Here is a 25,941-nt window from a genome sequence, read left to right as displayed (position 1 = left end):
CTCACACTTTTTATGAAAATTCTGTAACCGATTCCATTAACTATCTGTAAAAATGGTGGCGTCAGAAGTTCGGTGTTCAGGCGAGGAGAAGACGTTGAAGTCCAGGAAAGAGGTTGCCACGGCGACCATGAAAGACGTTGCCCAGAAAGCACAAGTCTCTACGGCAACCGTGTCCCGCGCATTAATGAACCCGGATAAAGTCTCCCAGGCGACCCGTAACCGGGTAGAGCAGGCTGCGCTGGAAGTGGGCTATTTCCCGCAGGCGATGGGACGAAACGTTAAACGCAATGAGTCGCGCACCATCCTGGTGATTGTGCCGGACATCTGCGATCCCTTCTTCAGCGAGATTATTCGCGGTATCGAAGTGACGGCGGCAGAGCAAGGTTATCTGGTGCTGATTGGCGACTGTGCTCACCAGAACCAGCAGGAAAAAACCTTTATCGACCTCATTATCACCAAGCAGATCGACGGCATGTTGCTGCTTGGGTCTCGCCTGCCGTTTGATGCCAGCATTGAAGAGCAGCGCAATTTACCGCCGATGGTGATGGCCAACGAGTTTGCACCCGAGCTGGAGCTGCCGACGGTACATATTGATAACCTGACCGCCGCGTTCAACGCCGTCAACTATCTTCAGGAGCTGGGGCACAAGCGTATTGGCTGCATTGCCGGGCCGGAAGAGATGCCATTGTGCCACTACCGCCTGCAGGGCTACGTTCAGGCGCTGCGCCGTACCGGCGTCACCGTCGACCCGCACTACATTGCTCGCGGGGATTTCACCTTTGAAGCTGGTGGACAGGCGCTGGAGAAGCTGCTGGATCTGCCCGAGCCGCCGACCGCGGTATTCTGTCACAGCGATGTGATGGCACTGGGGGCATTATCGTATGCGAAGCGCCGCGGCCTGCGCATACCGAAAGATTTGTCGATCATCGGATTCGATAATATTTCGCTGTCAGAATTTTGCGATCCTCCACTCTCGACCGTGGCGCAGCCGCGCTATGATATTGGGCGTGAAGCGATGCTTCTTCTGCTGGATCAGCTGCATGGTCAAACAGTTAACAGCGGCTCGCGGTTGCTGGACTGTGAATTGATTGTGCGCGGTTCTACCCAGGCATTGACTTAAAGTAAATGTCTTTCAGACACCCTTATCTGGTCAAAGCCCCGCCGCTTAAGTAACATGGCGGGCTGACGAACGAATAAATACAGCGAAACGATAGTGGCACAACGAGATTATGTACGTCGCGGCCAGCCGGCACCTTCGCGACGCAAAAAGAGTAGCTCAAGGAAAAAGCAACGTAACCTGCCTGCTGTCTCGCCAGCGATGGTCGCTATTGCTGCGGCTGTAGTCGTGGCCTTTATTGGTGGTCTGTACTTTATCACGCACCATAAAAAAGAAGAGTCCGAGGCGCTTCAGGCCAGCAAGGTTGCCGGAAACGGCCTTCCGCCGAAGCCTGAAGAGCGCTGGCGCTATATCAAAGAGCTGGAAAGCCGTCAGCCTGGCGTACGTGCGCCGACCGAACCTTCAGCGGGTGGCGAAGTGCAAAATGCCAGCCAGTTGACGGATGAACAGCGTCAGTTGCTGGCACAAATGCAGGCCGATATGCGCCAGCAGCCTACGCAGCTGAACGAAGTGCCGTGGAACGAGCAGACGCCGGAACAGCGTCAGCAAACGCTGCAGCGTCGTCAGGCGCAGCAGCAGCTCCAACAGCAACAGCAGCAACAACAGCAGTGGGCGCAAACCCAGCCAGTGCAGCAGCCTAAAACGCAGCCACGGGTGACGGAACAGCCGTATCAGCAGCAAACGCGAACGGCGCAGTCCCAGCCAGTGCAGCAACCGCCGAAGGCCCAGCCGCAGAAACAGGCGGCTCAGCCGTATCAGGATCTGCTGCAGACGCCGGCGCATACCACTGCGCAGCAGCCGAAAACGCAGCAGGCCGCACCGGTAACCAAAGAGACCGATGCGCCGAAGCAGACTGCTGAGAAAAAAGACGAACGCCGCTGGATGGTTCAATGTGGTTCATTCAAAGGTGCTGAGCAGGCGGAAACGGTGCGCGCACAGCTGGCTTTTGAAGGGTTTGATTCACGCATTACCACCAATAACGGCTGGAATCGCGTGGTGATTGGCCCGGTCAAAGGCAAAGAAAATGCCGACGGAACCATTTCCCGTTTGAAAGTGGCGGGACACACAAACTGCATTCGACTCGCTACCGGGGGTTGAAACCCCCAAATTCCCCCCCATCTATCATTCTATTCAGCCCTGAGCACAGGCTCAGGGCTTCTGTTTCCCGATTCTGTAACCAGGGGGTCTGCTCGTGACAACAATCGTAAGTGTACGCCGTAACGGCCACGTGGTAATCGCCGGTGATGGCCAGGCCACGCTGGGTAATACCGTAATGAAAGGCAACGTGAAGAAAGTTCGTCGTTTATACAACGACAAAGTGATCGCCGGTTTTGCAGGCGGCACGGCTGACGCCTTCACGCTGTTCGAACTGTTTGAACGCAAACTGGAAATGCACCAGGGTCACCTGGTGAAAGCCGCCGTTGAGCTGGCGAAAGACTGGCGTACCGATCGCATGCTGCGCAAACTTGAAGCGCTGCTGGCGGTGGCCGATGAAACCGCTTCGCTTATCATCACCGGTAACGGTGACGTCATTCAGCCTGAAAACGACCTGATTGCTATTGGCTCTGGTGGCCCGTACGCCCAGGCTGCAGCCCGTGCGCTGTTGGAAAATACCGACATGAACGCGCGCGATATCGCGGTGAAGGCGTTGGATATTGCAGGTGATATCTGCATCTATACCAACCACAACCACACCATCGAAGAATTACCGTCTAAAGCGTAAGGATCTCCCATGTCTGAAATGACCCCACGCGAAATTGTCAGCGAACTGGACAAACATATTATCGGCCAGGACAACGCCAAGCGTTCCGTGGCTATTGCCCTGCGTAACCGCTGGCGCCGCATGCAGCTCGAAGAAGAGCTGCGCCATGAAGTGACGCCAAAAAACATTCTGATGATCGGCCCGACCGGTGTCGGTAAAACCGAAATCGCCCGTCGTCTGGCGAAACTGGCTAACGCCCCGTTCATCAAAGTCGAAGCCACCAAGTTCACCGAAGTGGGCTATGTGGGTAAAGAAGTGGACTCCATCATTCGCGATCTGACCGACTCGGCGATCAAAATGGTGCGCGTCCAGGCGATTGAGAAAAACCGCTATCGCGCCGAAGAGATGGCGGAAGAGCGCATTCTTGACGTCCTGATCCCACCGGCGAAAAACAACTGGGGCCAGGCTGAACAGCAGGCTGAGCCGTCAGCGGCGCGTCAGGCGTTCCGCAAAAAATTGCGTGAAGGCGAGCTGGACGACAAAGAGATTGAGATCGATCTTGCTGCTGCCCCTATGGGTGTGGAAATCATGGCACCGCCTGGCATGGAAGAGATGACCAGCCAGCTGCAGTCCATGTTCCAGAACCTGGGCGGCCAGAAGCAGAAAGCGCGTAAGCTGAAAATCAAAGACGCGATGAAGCTGCTGATCGAAGAAGAAGCGGCGAAACTGGTGAACCCGGAAGAGCTGAAGCAGGATGCTATCGACGCGGTTGAGCAGCACGGTATCGTGTTTATCGACGAAATCGACAAAATCTGTAAGCGTGGCGAATCCTCAGGCCCGGATGTCTCCCGTGAAGGCGTTCAGCGCGACCTGCTGCCGCTGGTTGAAGGCTGCACCGTCTCCACCAAACACGGTATGGTCAAAACGGACCACATCCTGTTTATCGCCTCTGGCGCATTCCAGGTGGCGAAACCGTCTGACCTGATCCCGGAACTGCAGGGTCGTCTGCCGATTCGCGTGGAGCTGCAGGCGCTGACCACTGAAGATTTCGAACGCATCCTGACCGAGCCAAATGCCTCTGTGACCGTACAGTACAAAGCGCTGATGGCAACCGAAGGTGTGAACATCGAGTTCACTGAAGACGGTATCAAACGCATCGCCCAGGCCGCCTGGCAGGTCAACGAAACCACCGAGAACATCGGTGCCCGTCGTCTGCACACCGTGCTGGAGCGCCTGATGGAAGATATCTCTTATGATGCGAGCGACCTGAACGGTCAAAGCATTACCATTGACGCAGAATATGTGGGTAAACACCTGGATGCGTTAGTGGCAGATGAAGATCTGAGCCGTTTTATCCTATAATCGCGGTTACTGCATTCTCATCACGTTTAATGGGGGCTAAAGCCCCCATTTTTATTGGCTAAATTACTATGACTGACATCAGCCGTACTCAGGCGTGGCTCGAAAGTCTGCGCCCTAAAACTCTTCCTCTGGCCTTTGCCGCCATTATCGTCGGTACGGCGCTTGCCTGGTGGCAAGGCTATTTCGATCCGCTGGTTGCCGGGCTGGCACTGATTACCGCCGGTCTGCTGCAAATTCTCTCCAATCTCGCCAACGACTATGGCGATGCGGTTAAAGGCAGCGACAAACCCGACCGTATCGGGCCACTGCGCGGTATGCAGAAAGGGGTCATTACCCAGGCGCAGATGAAGCGCGCGCTGATCATCACCGTGGCGCTGATTTGTCTTTCCGGCCTGGCGCTGGTAACGGTCGCGTCTAAAACCCCCAGCGATTTCATTGGTTTCCTGGTACTGGGTCTGCTCGCCATTATTGCCGCCATTACCTATACCGTCGGTACCCGCCCTTACGGGTATATTGGGCTGGGTGATATCTCCGTGCTGGTGTTCTTCGGCTGGCTGAGCGTGATGGGGAGCGGGTACTTACAGGCACATACCCTGATCCCAGCCCTGTTCCTGCCGGCAACCGCCTGCGGCATGCTGGCGACGGCGGTGCTTAACATCAACAACCTGCGCGATATCGACAGCGACCGTGAGAACGGCAAAAACACACTGGCCGTGCGTCTGGGGCCCGTTAATGCACGCCGTTATCATGCGTGCCTGCTGCTGGGCGCTCTGCTGTGCCTGGCGCTGTTTAACGTTATCTCGCTGCACAGCATATGGGGCTGGCTGTTTGTACTCGTCGCACCGCTGCTGATTAAGCAGGCGCGATTCGTCATGCGTGAACTCAGCCCTGCGGCCATGCCGCCAATGCTGGAGCGTACGGTAAAAGGGGCGCTGCTGACTAACCTGTTGTTCGTCATCGGGATTGTCTTAAGTCAGACGCTGGGTTAACTGACAAATATCAATTAACAATTGATGATTTTGCCAACAACGCATTTAGCACGATATACTGAACACATTCGCAGCAACTGAGCGTTAAACCTATGAAATACGATACCTCCGAGCTTTGTGACATCTACCAGGAAGATGTCAACGTCGTTGAACCGCTGTTCTCCAACTTTGGTGGGCGGTCGTCGTTTGGCGGACAAATCGTCACGGTGAAATGTTTCGAGGATAACGGGTTGCTCTATGATCTGCTCGAACAGAACGGCCGTGGCCGCGTTCTGCTGGTTGATGGCGGGGGCTCCGTACGTCGTGCCCTCATTGATGCTGAGCTCGCCCGTCTTGCCGTACAGAACGAGTGGGAAGGCATTGTGGTGTATGGCTCAGTGCGCCAGGTGGACGATCTCGAAGACCTGGACATTGGCATTCAGGCTATCGCGGCCATTCCGGTGGGTGCTGCAGGTGAAGGTATCGGCGAAAGCGACGTGCGCGTCAATTTCGGCGGCGTGACCTTCTTCTCCGGTGACCATCTCTATGCCGATAACACCGGGATTATCCTTTCCGAAGATCCACTGGATATCGAGTAATAAAAAAAGCCGGGTGGCGGCGACGCCTTACCCGGCCTGTTCTGCATTTCCCGAAAGAAATTACACTTCTTCCATACGCCCCAGCAGCGCCTGCAGACGATCCTGCCAGCCATTCTGCTGTTCACGCAGCTGGTTGTTTTCGCGCTCCAGTTCTTCACGGCTGTGCTGGGCGTTCTGAACTTCCTGCGCCAGGCTGTTGTTCTTCTCTTTCAGCTCTTCAATTTCCATCTGCAGCAGCGTGATGGTGTCAATCGCCTGCTGTACTTTCGATTCCAGTTTCTCAAACACTTCTAAAGACATGATCCTACCTCTCCTGAATTGCAAGGCGACGCTTTAACGTAAACGCGCACAACAGATATGCCGATTGTATGAAGCCCCGTCGCCCCTGTCCAGCGGCAGACCGCGCAGATCGTGGTTTGCAACACTTTTCGGCCTCGTCCTGGTGCGTTCGCGGCATATACCCCTAAATTGTTAACTCATTCGTTAATGAAATGATTCAGCTCACATTTTGCTATTGGTGTAAAAATGCGCTTTATGGCGCGAAAACGCTCATTTTATTGACGCAGACCACACATTTTGATTTCGATATTTCTCGTTTTTGCTCGTTAACGATAAATTAACACTATGTCTACAGGGCATCGTGGCTGTCACGGGCGGTCATGCTAACAATAAACATCAATTTCTTCAGGATTCCGATTATGAGTCAGACATCAACCTTAAAAGGCCAGTGCATTGCCGAGTTCCTTGGTACCGGGTTGTTGATATTCTTCGGAGTGGGCTGTGTTGCTGCACTGAAAGTGGCGGGTGCCAGTTTCGGTCAGTGGGAAATCAGTATTATCTGGGGTCTGGGCGTGGCGATGGCCATCTACCTGACCGCAGGGGTTTCCGGCGCACATCTTAACCCGGCGGTGACCATCGCGCTGTGGCTGTTCGCGTGCTTCGACGGACGCAAAGTTGTTCCCTTCATCCTTTCTCAGTTTGCCGGCGCGTTTTGCGCAGCGGCGTTAGTTTACGGGCTTTATTACAATCTTTTCATCGACTTCGAACAGACTCATCATATGGTGCGTGGCAGTGTCGAAAGTCTGGATCTGGCAGGCATTTTCTCAACCTATCCCAACCCGCATATCAATTTTGTGCAGGCGTTCGCAGTTGAAATGGTGATTACCGCTATTCTGATGGGCGTTATCCTGGCGCTGACCGACGACGGAAACGGCATTCCGCGCGGCCCGCTGGCACCGCTGCTGATTGGCCTGCTGATTGCGGTGATCGGCGCATCCATGGGCCCGCTGACTGGGTTTGCGATGAACCCGGCGCGTGATATCGGACCTAAAGCTTTTGCCTTTATCGCAGGATGGGGCGACGTGGCCTTCACCGGCGGTAAAGATATCCCTTACTTCCTGGTACCGCTGTTTGCACCGGTTGTCGGGGCTGCGCTGGGTGCATTTAGCTACCGCAAATTAATTGGTCGCCATTTACCGTGCGACACCTGTGTGGAAGAGGAGAAGGAAACGACTTCTACCGCACAACAAAAAGCTTCGCTGTAATCTGACTACGGGACACATACCATGACCGAAAAAAAATATATCGTTGCGCTCGACCAGGGCACTACCAGCTCCCGCGCTGTCGTAATGGATCATGACGCGAATATCGTCAGCGTGTCACAGCGCGAATTTGAGCAAATCTATCCTCGTCCAGGCTGGGTTGAACACGATCCTATGGAGATCTGGGCTTCACAAAGCTCCACGCTGGTAGAAGTGCTGGCGAAAGCCGATATCAGTTCCGACGAGATTGCCGCTATCGGTATTACCAACCAGCGTGAAACCACTATCGTCTGGGAGCGCGAAACCGGTAAGCCCATTTACAATGCCATCGTCTGGCAGTGCCGCCGTACGTCAGAAATCTGCGAACAGCTGAAGCGCGACGGTATGGAAGACTATGTGCGTAGCGCAACCGGTCTGGTCGTTGACCCGTATTTCTCCGGTACCAAAGTGAAATGGATCCTCGACCACGTTGAGGGTTCACGTGAACGTGCAAAACGCGGTGAGCTGCTGTTTGGTACCGTCGACACCTGGCTTATCTGGAAGATGACCCAGGGGCGTGTCCACGTCACTGATTACACCAACGCCTCGCGCACCATGCTGTTCAACATCAATACCCTGGAGTGGGATGACAAGATGCTGGACGCGCTGGATATCCCGCGCGCGATGTTGCCAGAAGTCCGCAAATCTTCTGAAGTTTACGGTCAGACCAATATCGGCGGCAAAGGCGGCACGCGTATTCCAATCGCCGGTATTGCCGGTGACCAGCAGGCGGCGCTGTTTGGCCAGCTGTGCGTTAAGGAAGGGATGGCGAAAAACACCTACGGTACCGGCTGCTTTATGCTGATGAACACCGGTGAGAAAGCGGTGAAATCAGAAAACGGCTTGCTGACCACCATCGCCTGCGGCCCACGCGGTGAAGTGAACTATGCGCTGGAAGGTGCGGTGTTCATGGCAGGTGCGTCTATTCAGTGGCTGCGTGACGAGATGAAACTCATCAGCGATGCGTTTGACTCCGAGTATTTCGCAACCAAAGTGAAGGACACCAACGGTGTGTATGTGGTTCCGGCCTTTACCGGTCTGGGCGCACCCTACTGGGACCCGTATGCACGCGGCGCGATTTTCGGCCTGACCCGTGGGGTAAACTCGAACCACATTATCCGCGCTACGCTGGAATCCATCGCTTATCAGACGCGCGACGTACTGGAAGCAATGCAGGCTGACTCCGGCATTCGTCTGCACGCCCTGCGCGTGGACGGCGGCGCCGTTGCCAACAACTTCCTGATGCAGTTCCAGTCCGACATTCTGGGCACCCGCGTAGAGCGCCCGGAAGTACGTGAAGTCACCGCGCTGGGTGCGGCGTACCTTGCAGGTCTGGCTGTCGGCTTCTGGCAGAATCTGGATGAACTGCAGGAAAAAGCGGTTATCGAACGCGAATTCCGCCCTGGCATCGAAACCACTGAGCGTAACTATCGCTACAGCGGCTGGAAGAAAGCGGTGAAACGCGCCCTGGCGTGGGAAGAGCACGAGCAGTAATTTCTCCCGTCCCCTCTCCCCGCCGGGGAGAGGGGACCGACCGCACCCACCCCCACTCTGTGATAAACTTCGTGCAATTCCTTTTGATTGCACGAGTACCTCATGAAACGTGAACTGGCTATCGAGTTTTCCCGCGTCACCGAAGCTGCCGCACTGGCGGGCTATAAATGGCTCGGCCGTGGCGACAAAAATACCGCAGACGGTGCGGCTGTCCATGCAATGCGCATTGTGCTTAACCAGGTCAACATCGATGGCACCATCGTCATTGGCGAAGGCGAGATCGACGAAGCGCCAATGCTCTATATCGGTGAGAAAGTGGGCACCGGCAAAGGTGATGCCGTGGATATCGCGGTTGACCCGATTGAGGGTACCCGCATGACGGCAATGGGCCAGGCCAACGCGCTGGCCGTGCTGGCGGTAGGGGACAAAGGCTGTTTCCTCAACGCGCCGGATATGTACATGGAAAAGCTGATTGTCGGCCCCGGCGCCAAAGGGGCTATCGACCTGAGCCTGCCGCTGGAAGAGAATCTGCGTAACGTTGCCAGGGCGCTGGAAAAACCGCTTAGCGCGCTCACCGTGACCATTCTGGCGAAACCGCGCCACGATGCCACCATTGCCCAGTTGCAACAGCTCGGCGTTCGCGTCTTTGCCATCCCGGATGGCGACGTGGCAGCATCTATCCTGACCTGCATGCCAGACAGCGAAGTGGATGTGCTTTACGGCATCGGCGGCGCGCCGGAAGGTGTGGTCTCCGCCGCGGTGATCCGCGCTCTGGATGGCGACATGCAGGCCCGTCTGTTGCCCCGTCATGAAGTCAAAGGCGACAGCGAAGAGAATCGCCGTATTGGGGAAAAAGAGCTGGCACGCTGCGAAGCGATGGGTATTGAAGCCAACAAGGTGCTTGCGCTGGATGACATGGCGCGCAGCGACAACGTTGTCTTCTCCGCAACCGGCATCACCAAAGGTGACCTGCTGGATGGCATCACCCGTAAGGGCAATATGGCCACCACCGAAACCCTGCTGATCCGCGGTAAATCGCGCACCATTCGCCGCATTCAGTCTGTTCACTATCTGGATCGTAAAGACCCTGACGTGCAGGCGCACATTCTGTAAAACCGTTTGATCGATAGAGCTTTCCGGCCCAAATGGGCTGGAAATCTTCGCCACAAGTCCGGAAGATAGAACAGAGAAAAAGCACAGGAGAAGATCATGGCGGACTGGGTAACAGGTAAAGTCACAAAAATACAGTTCTGGACCGATGCGCTATTTAGTCTCACCCTGCATGCTCCCGTCCACCCGTTTACGGCCGGGCAATTTGCGAAGCTGGGGCTGGATGTTGACGGCGAGCGCGTGCAGCGCGCCTATTCCTACGTTAATGCCCCCGATAACCCGGATCTCGAGTTCTATCTGGTCACCGTCCCGGACGGCAAACTCAGCCCACGCCTTGCCGCGCTTAAGCCCGGTGATGATGTGCAAATTGTGAGTGAAGCGGCCGGTTTCTTCGTACTGGACGAAATCCCGGACTGCGACACCCTCTGGATGCTGGCAACCGGCACGGCCATTGGCCCCTATCTCTCTATTTTGCAGTACGGCAAAGACCTTGAGCGCTTTAAAAACATCGTGCTGGTTCACGCCGCGCGCTATGCCGCAGACTTGAGCTATCTTCCGCAGATGCAGGCGCTGGAAAAGCAGTACGGCGGGAAACTGAAAATTCAGACCGTGGTCAGCCGCGAAACCGCAGCAGGTTCACTGACGGGCCGCGTGCCGGCATTGATTGAGAGTGGTGCACTGGAAGACGCAATTGGCCTGCCGATGAGCGCTGAAACCAGCCACGTCATGCTGTGTGGCAACCCGCAGATGGTTCGCGACACGCAGCAGCTTCTGAAGGATACCCGGCAGATGACGAAACATCTTCGCCGCCGGCCGGGCCATATGACCGCCGAACACTACTGGTGATCAGCGGTATTTCACCTCAAGGGTGTCTTTGCCGTATTTGTTTTCGCTCTGGGTGCCGATAAACGCGCCCAGATCGACCACCATCATGACAAAAATAATGGTTGGTAGCAGTCTGCCCACCACCCAGGGAAGGATGGACGGAAGTATCGACCAGTTCCCGGCCACCAGCATCCACGCCAGAATAATCAGAAAAGCCCACGCGCCGGAACGGCCGCGATCGTGCAGACGTTTCACCACCACGGCCGCGGTTGGCCACAGTAAACAGACCAGCGCAAACGCCGCCGTTTGTGTGCTGAGCCATGCGTTGAAGGCCACGAAAAACAGAAGCAGCATGGCAACGATCCACGCCGCCATCCAGATCCAGAAGTCACGGCGTCCAATACGCCCTTTGAATGAAAACAACCACTGCTGTATGGTCATGTAAGGTTCCTTATTATCATATAGCGCGCATTTTACCCTGGAGTTGTGACCTTTTGACAAGCCGACCAGATATCGATTTAATCATGAACACTTACGGCCAGGGGCAATGTTGATGAAAAGTTCGGCACGTTCTCTTTTCCTGTGTTTAGCGATGCTCATCGCGGGTGTCCCCCTGCACGCCGCCGAAACCACTGCCCCGACGACAGCCCCCTATCTGCTGGCAGGTGCACCCTCGTTCGATCAGTCAATCAGCCAGTTTCGTGAAACCTTCAATAAAACCAACCCCACGCTACCGCTGGATGAATTCCGCGCCATTGACAGCTCCCGGGATACGCCAACCCTGACCCGGGCTGCAAGCAAGATTAACGAGAATTTATATGCCTCCACTGCGCTGGAGCGCGGCACGCTAAAAATCAAAAGCATGCAAATAACCTGGCTGCCGATTCAGGGGCCAGAGCAGAAAGCCGCTAAGGCAAAAGCGCTCGAGTACATGAGCGCGATACTGCAGGCTTTTACGCCCGCGCTGACCAAAAAGCAAAGCCAGCAAAAGCTGCAAAAACTTCTCACCGCCGGTAAAAACAAGCGTTACTACGCCGATACCGAAGGGGCCATACGCTATGTGGTGGCAGATAACGGCGAAAAAGGACTGACCTTCGCTGTTGAACCGATTAAGCTGGCACTATCAGACACACTCGGCGGGGCGAATTAATGACAAAAAGCAAAGCCTTTCGAGGGAAAATCTCTATACTGATTCACAGACCATGCTGCCCGACAGGGCGGCCATATTCCTTAATTCGCTAATTTAGCGTGGAGAATTGAAATGCGACATCCTTTAGTGATGGGTAACTGGAAACTGAACGGCAGCCGCCACATGGTAAACGAACTGGTTGCGAACCTGCGTAAAGAGCTGGCGGGCGTGACGGGCTGCGCGGTTGCTATCGCTCCGCCGGATATGTACCTGGATCTGGCTAAACATGCCGCTGACGGCAGCCACATCATTCTGGGCGCACAGAACGTTGACGTTAACCTGTCAGGCGCATTCACCGGTGAAACCTCTGCTGAAATGCTGAAAGATATCGGCGCGAAATACATCATCATCGGCCACTCTGAGCGTCGCACTTACCACAAAGAATCCGACGAATTTATCGCGAAGAAATTCGCGGTGCTGAAAGAGCAGGGTCTGATCCCGGTTCTGTGCATCGGTGAAACCGAAGCCGAAAACGAAGCAGGCAAAACGGAAGAAGTGTGTGCTCGTCAGATCGACGCCGTGCTGAAAACGCAGGGTGCTGCAGCATTCGAAGGCGCGGTTATCGCGTACGAACCCGTCTGGGCGATCGGTACCGGCAAATCAGCAACCCCTGCGCAGGCACAGGCGGTTCACAAATTTATCCGTGACCACATTGCTAAAGCGGACGCGAAAGTGGCTGAGCAGGTAATTATTCAGTACGGCGGTTCCGTTAACGCATCCAACGCTGCTGAGCTGTTCACCCAGCCAGACATCGATGGCGCGCTGGTTGGCGGTGCATCCCTGAAAGCTGACGCTTTCGCGGTGATCGTTAAAGCAGCAGAAGCGGCTAAACAGGCGTAAAAACCGACTTCCCTCCCCCACCGGGGAGGGAAATTACACTTTCCCCAGCACGCTAAACCACAGATAATCCAGCGGCAGCAGCACCAGATACGTTGCAATCGCCAGCGCCAGACAGAGCAACATCCCCGCCTTTGCAGGCACCTTCCCTAAACCCATTGCCACCACAATCGGCGACGCCTGATATGGCAGCAGCGGCGTGGAATACCCCAGTACCTGAATCATGATCACCGACAACAGCGGGAAACCGGTGGCGTCCGAAAAACTCTGTGCCAGCGTGGTGTACAACGCCGGTACACCGTTCGCGGTCATAATGAAGTTGAGTGCCGTGGTAATACCGGTAAGCGCCAGGAAGCTGGTGAACGGTCTGTTGGCATCAAGCGGCATAATCCGCAATAATGCCTCCCCCACCGCGGAACCGATACCCGTTTGGGTCACTACAATCGCCAGCCCGAGAATCCCCGCCACGTAAATGCAGGTGCGCATGTTCACTCCCGCAGAAAACTCTTCACCGGTGATAAACCCGACGCGTGGCAGCATGACGATGACCGACGCCGCAAGACCCGTCCACGCCGGTCCAATGCCATGCCAGCTCTCTGTCACCCACATCCCCAGCACCACCGCCAGCAACCAGGCGAGACGTTTTTCATCCCGGCCCATCGGTTCAGACGGCGTAAGATCGGTGGCCGGTTTCGGGCTACCGGGGAACAACCAGCAGATCAGGCCGATCAGAATGCCCCCTTTCAGGATCCCGAGGACGGGTGTATGCAGCAGCAGATACGGGACATAGTTCAGATGGATCCCGTACGAGCCCTCCGCGGCGCCACTCATCACCAGATTCGGCACGTTGGCAGGCAGGATGGTCGCCGAGAGCTGGAAGGTTCCGAACCCGACGGCCAGCGCCAGGCCATACCACGCGCGGGAACCGTCGGGGATGGCGGCCCTTTTGGCCATGGCGGCGACAATCGGCATCAGCAGCGCGATACGGCCCATATTCGACGGCATCACAAACGCCAGCGCGTAGCTCAGCCCCACCACGCTTGCCACCATCAATACCCACGAATCCGTGAGTTTTGCCGACAACGCCCGTGCGGCCCTGTCCGCCAGACCGGTTTTACGGATTGCCACCCCCAGCACGAAGCCGCTAAACACTAACCAGAATGCAGACGAGGCAAAACCACCAAAAATCACCTCCGCCGGGGCGATTCTGGCGGTCATCGCCGCCGTGAAAAACAGCAGCGCGGTGATAAATTCCGGCAATAGCGACGTCGCCCACAGCACGATGGTGACGCCGACTATCAATGAGGGCACAAACAGAGGATGCGTTAACCAGAGCGACATTCCTGTCTCCTGTCGTTTTTTTCAGCAAGTCTACGGCGACAGGCAGGACGAGTAAACGCTATTTATGGTGATGTCACTTCAGGATATCGCATTGATGATCCTGCAATTCCTCAGCCGACGCGCGATTCAGGGTCAGCAAGTTACGTTCGGTCGCCAGTAAGACAAACGATCCATCCGACTGCTGCGCCATGGCCAGCGCGAAGCGCCCCATATGGTCACGCGCTTCCGGCAGCTCTTCAGCCAGCATCATAAACGGACTGCGCTGTACCAGCTCATTTTCCGTCACGCGACGGGCGAGGTACTCATGCCCTTCCAGCCCGCCCGGGAACGGTAACCACTGGGTACTGATTTGCCCCTGCGCGGCATTAAGCTTCTCGCGCACGTCCGGGCGCAGGCAGGAGATATGGATATGAAAATGGTTCTGCGTACGGCCTGTCGGGGAGTTAATGGTGAGCGAAATTGCGCTGTCCGGCACCTCGGCCCCGCGCTTCATGCTCATAAAGTTGCGTGACTGCCAGGCCAGCCAGAAGAAGTTGGGCGTATTCGGTTCGGTCAACAGCGGGCTTTCGGTTCCTTTGATACGGTAAGTCGGCATCAGGAGATACTGCAGCGGCCCGTTGCGGTCTTTAAACACCACATAACCCGCATCAGGCTTTACCTGCGCGCACGGGGCCGGGTTACGGTGCTGGAGTTGATTCGGCAGACACTGGTTGAGAACGATATGACGCAACGCATTCGGATTACCCGCTTTCATCCAGTACCAGCCACCCGCGGCAAGAATGATGACAACCAGAATCAGTAATAGTATTTTTTTCACAATGCGTTCCCTGTTTTCGATAGTGGCGAAAGAGTAACGCAAAATGATGACCAAATAAAAAACCCGGCGGATTTCTCGCGCCGGGTCACCGTGTCTGTCCTGCTAACGTTTAGCGCTTGCTGATCTGGTCGAAAGTTCCGCCGTTAGAGAAGTGCTCTTTCTGCGCTTTCGCCCAGCCGCCGAACTCTTCATCAATGGTGAAAAGCTTCAGTTTCGGGAAGACGCTTTCATATTTCTTCGCCACCGCCGGATCGCGTGGACGATAGTAGTTTTTCGCCGCAATTTCCTGGCCTTCTGGCGAGTAGAGATACTTCAGGTACGCTTCCGCCACCGTTTTGGTCTCTTTCTTCTCAACCACTTTATCAACCACAGAAACGGTAGGTTCGGCGAGGATAGATTCGCCTGGCGTAACGATCTCGAACTTGTCTTTACCCAGTTCGTGGGTGGCGAGCAGGGCTTCGTTTTCCCATGCGATCAGCACGTCGCCAATCCCACGCTCAACGAAGGTGTTCGTGGCACCACGTGCGCCCGAGTCCAGCACTTCAACGTTTTTATACAGCGCTTTCACGAACGCCTGGGCTTTCGCCTGGTCACCGTTGTTGTGATGCAGCGCGTAGCCCCAGGCCGCCAGGTAGTTCCAGCGTGCGCCACCCGAGCTTTTCGGGTTCGGGGTGATAATGGAAACGCCCGGCTTAACCAGATCGTTCCAGTCATGAATTTGTTTTGGGTTGCCCTTACGCACCAGGAAAACAATGGTCGAGGTGTAAGGCGCTGAATTGTCTGGCAGGCGTTTGATCCAGTTTTTATCGATACGCCCACGCTCGGCGATGGCGTCGACGTCATAGGCCAGCGCCAGGGTAACCACGTCGGCTTCAATCCCGTTGATGACTGAGGTCGCCTGCTTACCGGAGCCACCATGAGACTGGCGCACCACCACGTTGTCGCCGGTTTCCTGTTTCCAGTGTGCCGCGAAGGCTTTGTTGTACTGCTCGTACAGCTCACGCGTCGGGTCGTATGACACGTTCAGTAACTGGATGTCCTTAGCCAAAACGCTGGTCGATGCCAGCAATAATGTTAACCCCACGCCCCATTTATTCATCGCCCGGATCTCTTGTGTAGTGTTTTGATGCTTGCAGCGTGCCAGAAAGCTAACCAATGATTAAAGAATAAAAAAAGATTGGCTATAACATAGAGGAATAAAAAACGGACTGGCATAAAAAAACCGGGCGGCAATATCGCCTTACCCGGTCTTTACGAGTGTGGACTGCAGACCCGGTTAACTCAGCGCGACCGGGGGAAAGTCACCGCTCAGTACAGTTTTTTTGCGCAGTCCAGCCAGTCACCCTTGAACGGACGCTTCATGTTTTCAATGGCGTCGATGATGTCATGGTGAACCAGTTTTTCGTTCTGAATACCCACGCAACGACCGCCATGACCCTGCAGCAGCAGTTCAATGGCGTATGCACCCATACGTGATGCCAGGATGCGGTCGTATGGACCCGGGGAACCCCCACGCTGGATGTGGCCCAGAACGGTAGCGCGCGTTTCACGTTTGGTTTCGGTTTCGATGTACTTCGCCAGCTCGTCAACGTCACAGATATGCTCGGTGATGGCTACGATGGCGTGTTTCTTGCCTTTTGCGATACCCGCTTTGATTTCAGCCACCAGATCTTCACGGCTGAATTCCACTTCCGGAACCACTACGAACTCACAACCGCCGGCGATGGCCGCAGCCAGCGTCAGGTCACCACAGTAACGGCCCATCACTTCCACGATGGAGATACGCTGGTGGGAAGAAGAGGTGTCGCGCAGGCGGTCAATCGCTTCAACAACGGTGCCCAGTGCGGTGAAATAACCGATGGTGTAGTCAGTGCCTTTGATGTCGTTGTCGATCGTACCCGGCAGCCCGATGCACGGGAAGCCCATTTCAGTCAGACGTTTTGCACCCATGTACGAGCCGTCACCACCAATAACAACCAGTGCGTCGAGGCCACGTTTTTTCATGTTCTCAATAGCCACTTCACGGACGTGTTCATCACGGAATTCCGGGAAGCGCGCAGAACCGAGGAAGGTACCGCCACGGTTGATCATGTCGGACACGCTGTAACGGTCGAGCTGAACCATGCGATCTTCATACAGGCCCAGATAACCATCATAGATACCAAAAACTTCCAGGCCTTCCGTCAGCGCTGAACGGACAACCCCACGAATTGCCGCGTTCATGCCCGGCGCATCACCGCCGCTTGTCAACACACCGATTTTCTTAATCATGACTACCTCTGAACTTAGGAATGCAAAATTGAAATCTGTTGCCGGAAGAATTTATCGACCAACGAATACTGCAAATAGTATATCAATCACTTCCAGCTGAATTGATTCAGGTCAGACCAAATGGCGGTAATTTATACACAAAATGCTGGCCTGGCTCACTTTTTTACAACCAATTACGAAAGCTCAACATGTCCGGGTACAACCGAGCAGGGATCCTGGTGAATAATGACGTCTGAACCAGGAAAACGCTGCAAAATCGCCTGCTCGACCTGCTCAGCAATAACGTGAGCCTGAACCAGTGGCAGGTTGTCTTCCATTTCAATATGAATCTGAATAAAGCGGGTCGGCCCTGACTGCCGCGTTCGAAGATCGTGTGCACCTCTGACACCAGGCCAGGAGGTCACGATAGAAAAAATTTCATTACGTTCTGAGTCCGGGAGGGCGCGGTCCAGAAGCGATTGCACCGCTTCATACCCCATCCGTAAGGCGCTATATAAAATATAGATGCCAATCCCTAACGCAAACAACGCATCGGCCCGATGCCAGCCATACCAGGCCAGACCGAGCGCAATAAGAATAGCGCCATTCATCATAACATCAGATTGATAATGAAGCATATCCGCCCGTACAGCCTGGCTTTGCGTTTTGCGAACAACCCAGCGCTGGAACGTTACCAGAACAAGTGTGCATATAAGTGCCACAATCGTCACGACCACGCCCACGCCGGGATCGTTCATCGGTGACGGCGAGACGAGATGCTGAATACCGGTTAAAAACAGAAACAGCGCGGAGCCGGAAATAAACATGCTTTGCGCCAGCGCGGCCAGCGACTCGGCTTTCCCGTGCCCAAACGTATGTTCTTCATCCGCCGGTTGCAGCGAGTAACGCACAACCAGCAGGTTCGTCAGCGAGGCGGCAATATCCATCAACGAGTCCACCAGCGCCGCGAGAATACTGACTGAGCCGGTATACCACCACGCAAAAATTTTAATCACTAACAGGCTTGAAGCCACGATGGTCGCTGCAATCGCTGCCCGACTTACCAGTCTTCCATAGGATTGATTCATAAACGCTCCTGTCATGTCATGCCGCTAGTATAACGGAAGCATGGGGAGTCAAAGGATGAATAAACGGTTAACAAAGCAGAATGAAGGGCAAAAAAAACCCCCACATCATGTGGGGGAAGACAGGGATGGTGTCTATGGCAAGGAAAACAGGGTTTACTGGTTACTACGGGTACTGCTATTGCTACTGAAAAACGTTGTTTCTGAGCTTCGCTGCATCCGTGCAACCTCACGCAACTGGTCCATTCGCTGCTGATGTCTTGTGTTCAAAACCGCTTGCTGCTCGGGCGTTAGCAGGTGGAACATCTGGTTGCGGACCTTCGCCATCTCTACCTGGCGGGCAACCTGCTCCTGTGCCATTTTTTCGGCCTGAGCGCGTACAGCGCTTTCGTCAAATTTTTCTGCGGTGACAAGGCGGTGCATTGTCTCCATTTCGCTAACATTAACAGGGGGCTGGTCGTGTCGTGCCCTCTGCATCAGATCTCGCATCTGTTGACGCTGATGTTCGGTTAAACTTATGCCATCAAACATATGGCTTTGGCTGCTGTGCTGCGTTGCCCCCTCCGTTGAGGGCCCGTTATCGCCGGGGATAGCTACAGCGGCCTGGCTTAATGTACTGAACGCCAGCGTTGAGGCCATGACGGCAGCGGTAACTTTGCGCATCACTTGCTCCCAAAATCTTTCGTGTCGCGATTCAACGAGAGACAGTCTACGATTCAGGCTGCAAACATGCGTCAGGGGGTGTAAAACAACGTAAAGTCATGGATTAGATAGCCTTGATGTCGTAATTTCTGCCTCGGAGGTATTTAAACAATGAATAAAATCCTGTTAGTTGATGATGACCGAGAGCTCACATCCCTTTTAAAGGAGTTGCTCGACATGGAAGGTTTCAACGTTCTGGTTGCCCATGATGGCGAGCAGGCGCTGAGTCTCCTTGACGACAGCATCGATTTACTTTTGCTCGACGTAATGATGCCGAAGAAAAACGGCATTGATACGTTGAAAGAGCTTCGCCAGACACACCAGACGCCCGTAATTATGCTGACCGCTCGCGGCAGCGAACTTGACCGTGTACTTGGCCTTGAGCTGGGCGCGGATGACTATTTACCAAAGCCGTTTAACGACCGTGAACTGGTTGCCCGTATTCGCGCTATCCTGCGTCGCTCTCACTGGAGCGAACAGCAGCAGAACAGCGACAACAGTTCACCGACGCTGGAAGTCGACTCCCTGAGCCTGAATCCGGGCCGTCAGGAAGCGAGTTTTGACGGTGAAACGCTGGAACTGACTGGCACCGAGTTCACCCTGCTGTACCTGCTGGCCCAGCACCTCGGCCAGGTGGTATCGCGTGAACATTTGAGCCAGGAAGTGCTCGGCAAACGCCTCACCCCGTTTGATCGCGCCATCGATATGCATATCTCGAACCTGCGCCGCAAGCTGCCGGAACGCAAGGACGGGCATCCATGGTTTAAAACCCTGCGTGGTCGCGGTTATCTGATGGTTTCCGCTTCATGATAGGAAGCTTAACAGCCCGCATCTTCGCCATTTTCTGGCTGACGCTGGCACTGGTTTTAATGCTCGTTTTGATGTTGCCAAAACTCGACTCACGCCAGATGACGGAGCTTCTCGACAGCGAGCAACGTCAGGGCGTGATGATCGAGCAGCACGTGGAAGCCGAGCTGGCAAACGACCCGCCGAACGATTTAATGTGGTGGCGCAGGCTGTTTCGCGCTATCGACAAATGGGCACCGCCAGGCCCAGCGCCTGTTGCTGGTGACCAGCGAAGGGCGCGTGATTGGCGCCGATCGCAATGAAATGCAGATCATCCGTAACTTCATTGGTCAGGCGGATAACGCCGACCATCCTCAGAAGAAAAAATACGGTCGGGTTGAGATGGTGGGCCCCTTCTCCGTCAGAGATGGCGAGGATAATTACCAGCTTTACCTGATCCGCCCGGCGAGCAACTCCCAGTCCGATTTCATCAACCTGCTGTTTGACCGTCCGCTTCTGCTGCTGATTGTCACCATGCTGGTTAGCTCACCGCTGCTGCTGTGGCTGGCGTGGAGTCTGGCGAAACCGGCGCGTAAGCTGAAAAACGCGGCGGACGAAGTGGCGCAGGGTAACCTGCGACAACACCCTGAACTGGAAGCCGGTCCACAGGAGTTCCTTGCCGCGGGGACCAGTTTTAACCAGATGGTGAGCGCCCTCGACCGCATGATGACGGCACAGCAACGCCTGCTGTCGGATATCTCGCACGAGCTGCGCACGCCGCTCACGCGCTTACAACTCGGCACCGCGCTGCTGCGTCGCCGCAGCGGTGAGAGCAAAGAGCTGGAACGTATTGAAACGGAAGCGCATCGTCTGGACAGCATGATTAACGACCTGCTGGTCATGTCGCGCAATCAGCAGAAAAATGCGCTGGTGAGCGAAACGGTGAAAGCCAACCACCTGTGGCATGAAGTGCTGGATAACGCGGCGTTCGAAGCGGAGCAGATGGGGAAATCCTTTACCGTCAACTTCCCGCCGGGGCCATGGCCGCTGTACGGTAACCCCAACACGCTGGAAAGCGCGCTGGAGAACATCGTGCGTAACGCCCTGCGCTATTCGCACACGAAGATTGAAGTAGCCTTCTCGGTGGATAAAGACGGGATCACCATCATCGTTGATGACGATGGTCCTGGGGTAAGCCCGGAAGACCGCGAACAGATTTTCCGTCCGTTCTACCGTACCGACGAGGCGCGTGACCGTGAATCTGGCGGCACGGGGCTGGGTCTGGCGATTGTGGAAACCGCCATGCAGCAGCATCGCGGCTGGGTGAAGGCCGACGACAGCCCGCTGGGTGGGTTGCGGTTAACACTGTGGCTGCCGTTGTATAAACGTTCGTAGCCGTTTAGCCGGGCGGCGGTATCGCTGACCCGGCTTGCCTCTCCTGCGGGGAAACTATTTCCCCCACAATCTCCGCGAATTATCTTCGATCTTGCTACTTAAACAGCGTTTCTGCATCGTTCGGGTCCAGCTCGTGGACAGCCCTGCAGCGGACAAAAGCCGATGGTACTGGTCGTCATCAAACGGCATATGCCAGGCGATCGCGCAGGCGTCATATACCGAGACATCACTCAGGCGCGATGCCAGCACCAGCGGCGCATCTGCCGATACCTGACCTGCCAGCACCACCCGATATAACCAGCCCGTTTTACCCGCGCTCTGCAGCCGGGCAGACATGTCGCTGATGCCGAAATGATAGTTTAGTTTGAAGCACGGCGAGCGCGGCTGCGTCACCTGAATCAGGGCATCGCCCCAGCGGTAGATATCGCCGATAAAGACGTTTTTCTCGGTCAGCCCTTCCGTTGAGAGATTCTCACCAAACGCGGGCGCGACAAACATATCCGCCTGTTCGGGAAACTCGGTTATCCAGTGCTGATAGTGTTCCCGCGGATAGTGGCACAGCGCGCGGTCAGGCCCGCCATGGATTTTCTTTTCGGCCTGCTCATCGCCCACCAGCCCGAGGTCGGTTAACGTCAACTCGCCGTCGACCTGAATTTTGGCGATGGCGCTCGGGCGGCTGCCGTCGTACTCCCTTACCTTGCCTGTAAAGACATTCACCGGAAAATGCATCGCTGCTCCTTTCTGCAGATACAAAAAAAGCGAGTCATCAGACTCGCTTCTCACAGGCGTCAATGCAACCTTATTTTTTCGCGGCGAAACGCGCTGCTGCTTCGTCCCAGTTCACCACGTCCCAGAAGGCTTTGATGTAGTCCGGGCGACGGTTCTGGAATTTCAGGTAGTAAGCGTGTTCCCACACGTCCAGACCCAGGATAGGGAAACCGGATGCGCCAGAGATTGCTTCACCCATCAGCGGGGAGTCCTGGTTAGCCGTTGAAACAACCGCCAGTTTGTCACCTTTCAGAACCAGCCACGCCCAGCCAGAGCCGAAACGGGTCGCAGCGGCTTTTTCAAATTCCGCTTTGAAGTTGTCTACAGAACCGAAATCGCGCTCGATAGCCGCTTTCAGGTCGCCCTGCAGGGTGGTACCGGTTTTCAGGCCTTTCCAGAACAGGCTGTGGTTAGCGTGACCACCTGCGTTGTTACGCAGAACGGTTTTCTTGTCAGCTGGCAGCTGGTCCAGTTTGGTGATCAGCTCTTCAACAGGCAGGCTAGCGAACTCTGGCAGGCTTTCGAGCGCGGCGTTCGCGTTGTTCACATAGGTCTGGTGGTGTTTAGTGTGATGGATTTCCATCGTCTGCTTGTCGAAATGCGGTTCCAGTGCGTCGTAGGCATACGGCAGGGATGGCAGTGTATAACTCATAATCCTCTCCATTATTGTCGGGCGGCACAGCTGTTAATGCCGCGTAAGCAGTTGGTTCATTATAGTTAATTAAATGATATTGAAAATGATTATCAATGCCGTAGTTTTTATAAGGTTATTCGGTTTTCGATTATTGCTGAAATTGTGAGTCTGCTCACCCGGTTAACGCGTTGATTGCCATTCAAAACCAAAGTGCGGCAACCTTCCGAAGGTTACCCGACTGCTTAATTTTTACACTCATCGAGTCGGTGGGAAGCCACCGGCATATAAAAACGATGAGGATGTAAACATGAATCATGCGATTACGATGGGTATTTTCTGGCATCTGATAGGCGCGGCCAGTGCAGCCTGTTTCTATGCCCCGTTTAAACAGGTCAAACAGTGGTCATGGGAAACCATGTGGTCCGTCGGCGGTGTGGTCTCGTGGATAATTCTTCCCTGGACCATCAGCGCCATGCTGCTCCCGGATTTCTGGGGCTACTTCTCCTCCTTTAACGCCTCCACCCTGCTGCCGGTCTTTCTCTTTGGCGCCATGTGGGGCGTCGGTAACATTAACTATGGCCTCACCATGCGCTACCTCGGCATGTCGATGGGCATTGGCATCGCGATTGGTATTACGCTGATTGTCGGCACTCTGATGACGCCGATCCTCAACGGCAACGTCGACGTGCTGATCAACACCAAAGGCGGCCAGATGACGCTGTTGGGCGTGCTGGTGGCCGTCATTGGCGTGGGCATTGTCACCCGCGCAGGGCAGCTGAAAGAGCGCAAAATGGGCATCAGAGCCGAAGAGTTCAACCTGAAGAAAGGCCTGCTGCTGGCGGTGATGTGCGGGATCTTCTCCGCAGGCATGTCATTCGCGATGAACGCCGCCAAACCGATGCATGAAGCCGCTGCCGCACTGGGCGTCGACCCGCTGTACGTGGCACTGCCAAGCTACGTGGTGATCATGGGTGGCGGAGCGGTGGTTAACCTCGGTTTCTGTTTTTTCCGTCTGGCAAACGTGAAGACCTTGTCACTGAAAGCCGACTTCTCGCTGGCTAAACAGATGATTATCGGGAACGTGCTGCTCTCGGCGCTCGGCGGGCTGATGTGGTATCTCCAGTTCTTCTTCTACGCGTGGGGTCACGCCAGTATTCCGGCGCAGTATGACTATATGAGCTGGATGCTGCACATGAGCTTCTACGTGCTGTGCGGTGGGCTGGTGGGTCTGCTTCTGAAAGAGTGGAACAACGCCGGGCGTCGCCCGGTGGGCGTGCTGAGTCTGGGGTGCGTGGTGATCATTATTGCGGCCAACATTGTGGGCCTCGGCATGGCGAACTGATTACGCCGCGTTACGACTGCGATGACGCCACTGAACCGGCGTCATCCCCACCTCGCGGTTAAAGACCACCGAAAAATAGTTACTGTCCTCAAAGCCGCAGCGCATCGCCACATCGCTGACCATCAGTTCCGTATGCTGAAGCAGGTACTGGGCATGGCAGATGCGCAGCTGGCGCAGATAGTGGTTCACCGTCATCCCGGTCTGGGTGCGGAATTGCTGGCGCAACGCGCGCTCGCTGCACTGCGCCTGCTCGCAGAATTTCTCCAGCACAAAGCTTTTGTTAAGGCTGCCCGCCAGGGTGGTGATGAGCTTATCAAGCAGGGCTTCCTGCGCGGTAGCCGACGGGTTATCAATGGCGTAGCGATGGCGCGTCAACGTCATGACCAGCTGGGCGAAAAGCAGTTCTGCCATCTGGTGAGCCTCAGGATCGCTTTTCTGGCTCTCCTGCTCCAGCTGAGAAATCACCTGTCGCACCTGCGTCATGCCGTTACTGCTCAGTCGCCAGTGCGCCGCGCACTTCGTATCATTAAAACCCGGAATGTAAGCCGCCCAGTCGACGTTGAGTTTCAGCCTGTCAGGGCAGTAAATCACGTTCTGCAGGACCAGGTCGTTGACCGAAGCGTAGGCGTGTTTGTCTTCAGCACGGATGTAAAACAGATCCCCACGCGTAATGCGGTAGGGCCGGTCGTTAAGGATATGCAAGCCATTGCCCCGCCACACCAGCACCAGCTCGCAGAACTCATGAGTGTGCTCGGCAAAGACGTTTTGCGGATAGCGATCCGCCACCGCGACGGCCTGGCCGGCGGAGGCAAAAAAATCCACTTTGCGAAGCATTAACTGAGCAACCACGACACCACCTCGACAGCAAATAACCTGACATTATTAGCGTTTTTGCCCACGGGAAACGGTGACAACCCTCGCGTTACTGCAGTGACGCGTCCTTTCCCTGGCGAATATCGCGCGGTGACCAGCTAAATTCCCGGCGAAACAGGGTCGAAAAGTGGTTACTGTCGCCGAAACCGCAACGATAGGCGATATCCGTGACGCTCTCATCGGTATGACGCAGCAGATGGCGCGCTTTAATCAGGCGCAGACGGTTCAGATAGCGCTGGGGCGTCAGCCCGGTTTGCTGCTTCAGCTGACGATGCAAGGTCCGGAGCGACAGCGAAAAATCATCCGCCAGCGTTTCCCAGCAGACATCCTCGGCGAAATGGCCCTCCAGCCAGGCCATCAGTTGAGTCAAACGCGCATCGTTATTCCCCAGCCCGGCCACCATGCTACTGCGCCGCAGCAGCACCAGCAGCTGCATAAACAGCAGCTCACGCGTGGCGATGACGTGGGTCTCCTGTCCCTCGTCGCACTGTTCCATCTGGCTCACCAGCTGACGCACCTGCTGCAGCGTGGACTGATTCACCCGCCAGTGTGAAGGATAGATGCCGTCCTTCTCCTGCGGCAGGAGATGGTTCAGCCCGGACAGGAACTGGAACGCATCGGGCGAACGGTAGAGCACGTTAGTCAGGCACAGGTTGTCGGTATGTTCATATAAGTGCCGGTCATGATCGCGCACAAAGCAGACCGTCCCACCACTGATGGTATACGGCTGGCCGTTAAACACATGGATCCCCGTTCCGTGTTCAACAATCACAATTTCGTGAAAATCATGATGATGCTCAGGAAACGCCACCTGAGGGAGTCGCGGTTCAATCGCGACAGACGACCCACCCGAAGGAAAAAAATCCGCGCTGTGCAGTACGGTCATAACGGCCCCCACCAATGAGAAATGTTCTCAAAATATTAATTAAGGCCCCGTCCCCTCACCTTAAATTTTCGACCGTAAACCTCGCAAAAACTGTCCGTTTTTCAAGAAACAGGCTGAAAGATCAGGAAATGCGGTAAGCGTCACACTGCCTGCAAACCCCGTCACGCCTGGAAACTGTGAACTCCCTCACGTTCATCTTTGCTTTCTTGCCAGCCCCGGAAAACCGCTGTCACTGGCGAGAAGGTGGTGATGGGTTCCTTTTTTTACACTCACCGCTAA

The 25,941-nt window shown here is 55.3% G+C and carries 26 protein-coding genes and 1 pseudogene; 15 read left to right on the top strand and 12 right to left on the bottom strand.

Features of this window, described 5'->3' with window-relative positions:
* The first annotated feature begins 94 nt into the window (after positions 1 to 94).
* The 6 genes from cytR to rraA all read left to right on the top strand — a co-directional run bounded on the left by cytR (position 95) and on the right by rraA (position 5,748).
* On the top strand, positions 95 to 1,120 hold the full coding sequence (gene cytR, locus QE396_RS17435; RefSeq protein ID WP_020883949.1) for a DNA-binding transcriptional regulator CytR: 1,026 nt from the start codon (positions 95 to 97) through the stop codon (positions 1,118 to 1,120).
* Positions 1,121 to 1,213: 93 nt separating this feature from the next.
* Positions 1,214 to 2,215, top strand: a complete 1,002-nt coding sequence (gene ftsN, locus QE396_RS17430; protein ID WP_014172193.1) for a cell division protein FtsN — start codon at positions 1,214 to 1,216, stop codon at positions 2,213 to 2,215.
* A gap of 94 nt (positions 2,216 to 2,309) precedes the next feature.
* The gene (hslV, locus tag QE396_RS17425) at positions 2,310 to 2,840 is read left to right on the top strand and encodes an ATP-dependent protease subunit HslV (RefSeq protein ID WP_014172194.1); all 531 of its coding nucleotides are present in this window, start codon (positions 2,310 to 2,312) and stop codon (positions 2,838 to 2,840) included.
* Between the two features lie 9 nt (positions 2,841 to 2,849).
* Complete coding sequence (gene hslU / locus QE396_RS17420; protein WP_014172195.1) at positions 2,850 to 4,181, top strand: HslU--HslV peptidase ATPase subunit; 1,332 nt, start codon at positions 2,850 to 2,852, stop codon at positions 4,179 to 4,181.
* A 68-nt stretch (positions 4,182 to 4,249) separates the two neighbouring features.
* Positions 4,250 to 5,170: a 1,4-dihydroxy-2-naphthoate polyprenyltransferase gene (gene menA, locus QE396_RS17415; protein ID WP_020883951.1), complete on the top strand. Its 921-nt coding sequence runs from the start codon at positions 4,250 to 4,252 to the stop codon at positions 5,168 to 5,170.
* 92 nt (positions 5,171 to 5,262) lie between these two features.
* Positions 5,263 to 5,748, top strand: a complete 486-nt coding sequence (gene rraA, locus QE396_RS17410) for a ribonuclease E activity regulator RraA (protein WP_014172197.1) — start codon at positions 5,263 to 5,265, stop codon at positions 5,746 to 5,748.
* Between the two features lie 60 nt (positions 5,749 to 5,808).
* Here the strand turns inward: rraA and zapB are convergent, their stop codons facing one another.
* Entirely contained in the window at positions 5,809 to 6,048 is a 240-nt protein-coding gene (zapB, locus tag QE396_RS17405; RefSeq protein ID WP_008501806.1) for a septal ring assembly protein ZapB, read from the bottom strand.
* A 398-nt stretch (positions 6,049 to 6,446) separates the two neighbouring features.
* On the opposite strand from zapB, the gene QE396_RS17400 reads away from it, so the two are divergent.
* The 4 genes from QE396_RS17400 to fpr all read left to right on the top strand — a co-directional run bounded on the left by QE396_RS17400 (position 6,447) and on the right by fpr (position 10,778).
* Positions 6,447 to 7,292 carry an MIP/aquaporin family protein gene (locus tag QE396_RS17400; protein ID WP_014885705.1) on the top strand — a complete coding sequence of 282 codons (846 nt, stop codon included), beginning with the start codon at positions 6,447 to 6,449 and terminating at the stop codon, positions 7,290 to 7,292.
* A gap of 21 nt (positions 7,293 to 7,313) precedes the next feature.
* Positions 7,314 to 8,822, top strand: coding sequence for a glycerol kinase GlpK (gene glpK, locus QE396_RS17395; RefSeq protein WP_014172201.1), 1,509 nt, complete (start codon positions 7,314 to 7,316; stop codon positions 8,820 to 8,822).
* A 102-nt stretch (positions 8,823 to 8,924) separates the two neighbouring features.
* Positions 8,925 to 9,935 carry a class II fructose-bisphosphatase gene (glpX, locus tag QE396_RS17390; RefSeq protein ID WP_020883952.1) on the top strand — a complete coding sequence of 337 codons (1,011 nt, stop codon included), beginning with the start codon at positions 8,925 to 8,927 and terminating at the stop codon, positions 9,933 to 9,935.
* A gap of 96 nt (positions 9,936 to 10,031) precedes the next feature.
* Entirely contained in the window at positions 10,032 to 10,778 is a 747-nt protein-coding gene (gene fpr / locus QE396_RS17385; protein ID WP_014172203.1) for a ferredoxin--NADP(+) reductase, read from the top strand.
* Here fpr and QE396_RS17380 read toward each other — a convergent pair whose 3' ends face one another.
* The gene (locus tag QE396_RS17380; RefSeq protein ID WP_020883953.1) at positions 10,779 to 11,198 is read right to left on the bottom strand and encodes a DUF805 domain-containing protein; all 420 of its coding nucleotides are present in this window, start codon (positions 11,196 to 11,198) and stop codon (positions 10,779 to 10,781) included.
* A gap of 112 nt (positions 11,199 to 11,310) precedes the next feature.
* Here QE396_RS17380 and QE396_RS17375 point away from each other — a divergent pair, with 112 nt between their 5' ends.
* Positions 11,311 to 11,907, top strand: a complete 597-nt coding sequence (locus QE396_RS17375) for a DUF1454 family protein (protein ID WP_020883954.1) — start codon at positions 11,311 to 11,313, stop codon at positions 11,905 to 11,907.
* A gap of 111 nt (positions 11,908 to 12,018) precedes the next feature.
* Positions 12,019 to 12,786 carry a triose-phosphate isomerase gene (gene tpiA / locus QE396_RS17370; RefSeq protein WP_014172206.1) on the top strand — a complete coding sequence of 256 codons (768 nt, stop codon included), beginning with the start codon at positions 12,019 to 12,021 and terminating at the stop codon, positions 12,784 to 12,786.
* A gap of 33 nt (positions 12,787 to 12,819) precedes the next feature.
* Here the strand turns inward: tpiA and QE396_RS17365 are convergent, their stop codons facing one another.
* From QE396_RS17365 to cpxP, 6 genes are all read right to left on the bottom strand, one after another.
* Positions 12,820 to 14,124 carry an SLC13 family permease gene (locus QE396_RS17365; RefSeq protein WP_020883955.1) on the bottom strand — a complete coding sequence of 435 codons (1,305 nt, stop codon included), beginning with the start codon at positions 14,122 to 14,124 and terminating at the stop codon, positions 12,820 to 12,822.
* Positions 14,125 to 14,197: 73 nt separating this feature from the next.
* Complete coding sequence (locus QE396_RS17360) at positions 14,198 to 14,941, bottom strand: CDP-diacylglycerol diphosphatase (RefSeq protein WP_020883956.1); 744 nt, start codon at positions 14,939 to 14,941, stop codon at positions 14,198 to 14,200.
* 109 nt (positions 14,942 to 15,050) lie between these two features.
* Positions 15,051 to 16,040 carry a sulfate ABC transporter substrate-binding protein gene (locus tag QE396_RS17355; protein ID WP_032679243.1) on the bottom strand — a complete coding sequence of 330 codons (990 nt, stop codon included), beginning with the start codon at positions 16,038 to 16,040 and terminating at the stop codon, positions 15,051 to 15,053.
* 209 nt (positions 16,041 to 16,249) lie between these two features.
* Positions 16,250 to 17,212 (bottom strand): 6-phosphofructokinase, encoded by a 963-nt coding sequence (gene pfkA / locus QE396_RS17350; RefSeq protein WP_014172210.1) that lies wholly within the window; start codon positions 17,210 to 17,212, stop codon positions 16,250 to 16,252.
* A 173-nt stretch (positions 17,213 to 17,385) separates the two neighbouring features.
* Positions 17,386 to 18,279, bottom strand: coding sequence for a CDF family cation-efflux transporter FieF (gene fieF, locus QE396_RS17345; protein ID WP_020883958.1), 894 nt, complete (start codon positions 18,277 to 18,279; stop codon positions 17,386 to 17,388).
* A gap of 153 nt (positions 18,280 to 18,432) precedes the next feature.
* Positions 18,433 to 18,939 carry a cell-envelope stress modulator CpxP gene (gene cpxP / locus QE396_RS17340; RefSeq protein WP_020883960.1) on the bottom strand — a complete coding sequence of 169 codons (507 nt, stop codon included), beginning with the start codon at positions 18,937 to 18,939 and terminating at the stop codon, positions 18,433 to 18,435.
* Positions 18,940 to 19,089: 150 nt separating this feature from the next.
* On the opposite strand from cpxP, the gene cpxR reads away from it, so the two are divergent.
* Complete coding sequence (gene cpxR / locus QE396_RS17335) at positions 19,090 to 19,788, top strand: envelope stress response regulator transcription factor CpxR (RefSeq protein ID WP_014172213.1); 699 nt, start codon at positions 19,090 to 19,092, stop codon at positions 19,786 to 19,788.
* Positions 19,785 to 21,159, top strand: a pseudogene (gene cpxA / locus QE396_RS17330) (envelope stress sensor histidine kinase CpxA). The gene cpxR and the pseudogene cpxA overlap by 4 nt, the downstream one beginning before the upstream one ends.
* A gap of 54 nt (positions 21,160 to 21,213) precedes the next feature.
* On the opposite strand, the gene yiiM reads toward cpxA, so the two are convergent.
* The gene (gene yiiM, locus QE396_RS17325; protein ID WP_020883961.1) at positions 21,214 to 21,888 is read right to left on the bottom strand and encodes a 6-hydroxyaminopurine reductase; all 675 of its coding nucleotides are present in this window, start codon (positions 21,886 to 21,888) and stop codon (positions 21,214 to 21,216) included.
* Between the two features lie 70 nt (positions 21,889 to 21,958).
* Positions 21,959 to 22,579, bottom strand: coding sequence for a superoxide dismutase [Mn] (gene sodA, locus QE396_RS17320; protein ID WP_014833772.1), 621 nt, complete (start codon positions 22,577 to 22,579; stop codon positions 21,959 to 21,961).
* Positions 22,580 to 22,868: 289 nt separating this feature from the next.
* Between sodA and rhaT the strand changes: the two genes are divergently transcribed.
* Positions 22,869 to 23,903, top strand: a complete 1,035-nt coding sequence (gene rhaT / locus QE396_RS17315) for an L-rhamnose/proton symporter RhaT (protein WP_020883962.1) — start codon at positions 22,869 to 22,871, stop codon at positions 23,901 to 23,903.
* On the opposite strand, the gene rhaR is transcribed toward rhaT, so the two are convergent.
* Both rhaR and rhaS read right to left on the bottom strand, forming a co-directional pair.
* Entirely contained in the window at positions 23,904 to 24,752 is an 849-nt protein-coding gene (gene rhaR, locus QE396_RS17310; protein WP_014172216.1) for an HTH-type transcriptional activator RhaR, read from the bottom strand.
* Positions 24,753 to 24,825: 73 nt separating this feature from the next.
* Positions 24,826 to 25,662, bottom strand: a complete 837-nt coding sequence (gene rhaS / locus QE396_RS17305; protein ID WP_020883963.1) for an HTH-type transcriptional activator RhaS — start codon at positions 25,660 to 25,662, stop codon at positions 24,826 to 24,828.
* Between the last annotated feature and the right edge of the window lie 279 nt (positions 25,663 to 25,941).

Source organism: Enterobacter sp. SORGH_AS_0287 (assembly GCF_031453695.1).
Classification (GTDB): Bacteria; Pseudomonadota; Gammaproteobacteria; order Enterobacterales; family Enterobacteriaceae; genus Enterobacter; species Enterobacter ludwigii.
This window is presented reverse-complemented; position numbering and strand designations above follow the sequence as displayed.